The sequence below is a fragment of the Sandaracinobacteroides sp. genome (genome assembly GCF_057137845.1).
Map to the genome: position 1 here is coordinate 1 of NZ_DBNHFX010000033.1, position 1763 is coordinate 1763.

2 protein-coding genes are annotated in these 1763 nt (G+C 67.5%); both read right to left on the bottom strand.

The features are described from left to right. The coding region (locus AC16JP_RS01430; protein ID WP_484338820.1) for an EVE domain-containing protein at nucleotides 1-374 on the bottom strand (374 nt) is incomplete at its 3' end. Continuing rightward, nucleotides 371-1763 (bottom strand): xanthine dehydrogenase family protein molybdopterin-binding subunit (locus tag AC16JP_RS01435; RefSeq protein WP_484338821.1); only part of this gene is annotated, 1393 nt, incomplete at its 5' end. The genes AC16JP_RS01435 and AC16JP_RS01430, both read right to left, overlap by 4 nt.

Consider the following 1763-nt stretch of genomic DNA (forward strand, 5'->3'; position numbering starts at 1 on the left):
TCGTCGTCGCGCACCGGTACGACCGACAGGCGTGACTGGCGGACAAGCTGGAACTCGGCCAGGGCCGGGTCGGCCTTGATCGCCGCCAGCGTGACTGTCGATTTCAGCGGCCTGACCGGCTGCACGGAAACGGCCACCCACTGGCCGCTCGCGTCGGTTGGGTCGGGGGCTGCTTCGCGGCTGATGCGGCAGATGCCGACGATTTCCTTGCCCACGTTCGAATGGTAGAAAAACGCTTCATCGCCAAGCTGCATTGCCCGCAGGTTCAGCCGCGCCGCGTTGTTGCGCACCCCGTCCCAGATGGTTTCGCCGTCTGCGACCAGCCTGTCCCAGCTATACACATCGGGTTCGGATTTCAGCAGCCAGCGGTTCATGCTGCGTGTTTTCCTTCCTGCAGGGCAGCGCAGGCGCGCCAGATCTTTTCGGGCGTCGCCGGCATCTCGATCCTCGTGCCTTGCAGGGCGTCGGAAATGGCGCTCATGATCGCCGGCATCGCGCCGATCGTTCCGGCCTCGCCGCAGCCCTTCGAACCAAGCGGGTTCGACGGCGTCGGCGAGGGCAGGGTGTCGAACGCGATGTTGTGCGGCATGTCGGCGGCGCGCGGTAGCCCGTAATCCATGAAGCTACCGGTCAGCAGTTGGGCTGCATCGTCATAGACGACGACTTCGCTGATTGCCTGCCCCAGCCCCTGCGCCACGCCGCCCTGTATCTGCCCCAGCAGCAGCCGCGGGTTCACGACCGTGCCGAAATCGTCGACCACGGTGTAGCGGGTCACCTCGACGCCGCCGGTTTCGGGATCGATTTCCACTTCGGCGACATGGCAGCCGTTGGGGAAGGTCGGCCTTGGCTCTCCGGGGGCATAGTGTGAACGTGCGTCAAGCGCGCCGGGGTGCCGGGTGGCCAGCTCTCCGATCGAAAGCGTTGCGTTCGATGCGCGGGCACGGAACAGCCCGTCGGCATAATCCACTTCGCCGCCAAGGTCGGCGCGGGCAAGTTCCGCGCCGCGCGTGATCAGTTCACCGGCTGCCAGCAGGCAGGCCGCGCCGCCGGTGACCATCGAACGCGAACCGCCGGTGCCGTTACCGCGATCGAGCCGGGCGGTATCGCCCTGCACGATGCGGATCTGCTGCATGGGTACGCCCAGCCGTTCGGCAAGGACCTGCGCATAGCTGGTTTCATGCCCCTGCCCGTTGGACTGGGTGCCGACCGCCACTTCGATGGTGCCGTCGGCTTCGACGCGGACATCGGCATATTCATCCGACGAGCCGCCGCCGGCGATCTCGACATAGTAGGAAACGCCGCGCCCGGCCCGCAGCCCGCGCTGGCGGGCGTTTTCGCAGCGCGCCGGGAAGCCCGCCCAGTCGGCCTGACGCAACGCCTGGTCGAGCACGCCGGGGAAGTTGCCGGTGTCGAAGGTCAGCCCAAGCCCGTTCGCGTGCGGAAGCTCGTCGGTGCGGAGCAGGTTGCGGCGGCGGATTTCGTCGGGGGCGATCGCCAGTTCGCGGGCCGCCTGGTCCATCGCCCGCTCCATCAGATAGGCGGCTTCCGGGCGGCCTGCGCCGCGATAGGCGTCGACCGGCGTGGTGTTGGTAATGACGCCGTGCACGGCGTTGTGGATCGCCGGCACACGATAGACCCCGCCCATGATCCGGCCGCCCGCCATCGTCTGGATCGTCGGGCCGAACTGCGCCTGATAGGCGCCGAGTTCGGACCATGTCTCGACCTTGAGGGCAAGGATATGCCCCGCCGCATCGAGGGCGAGT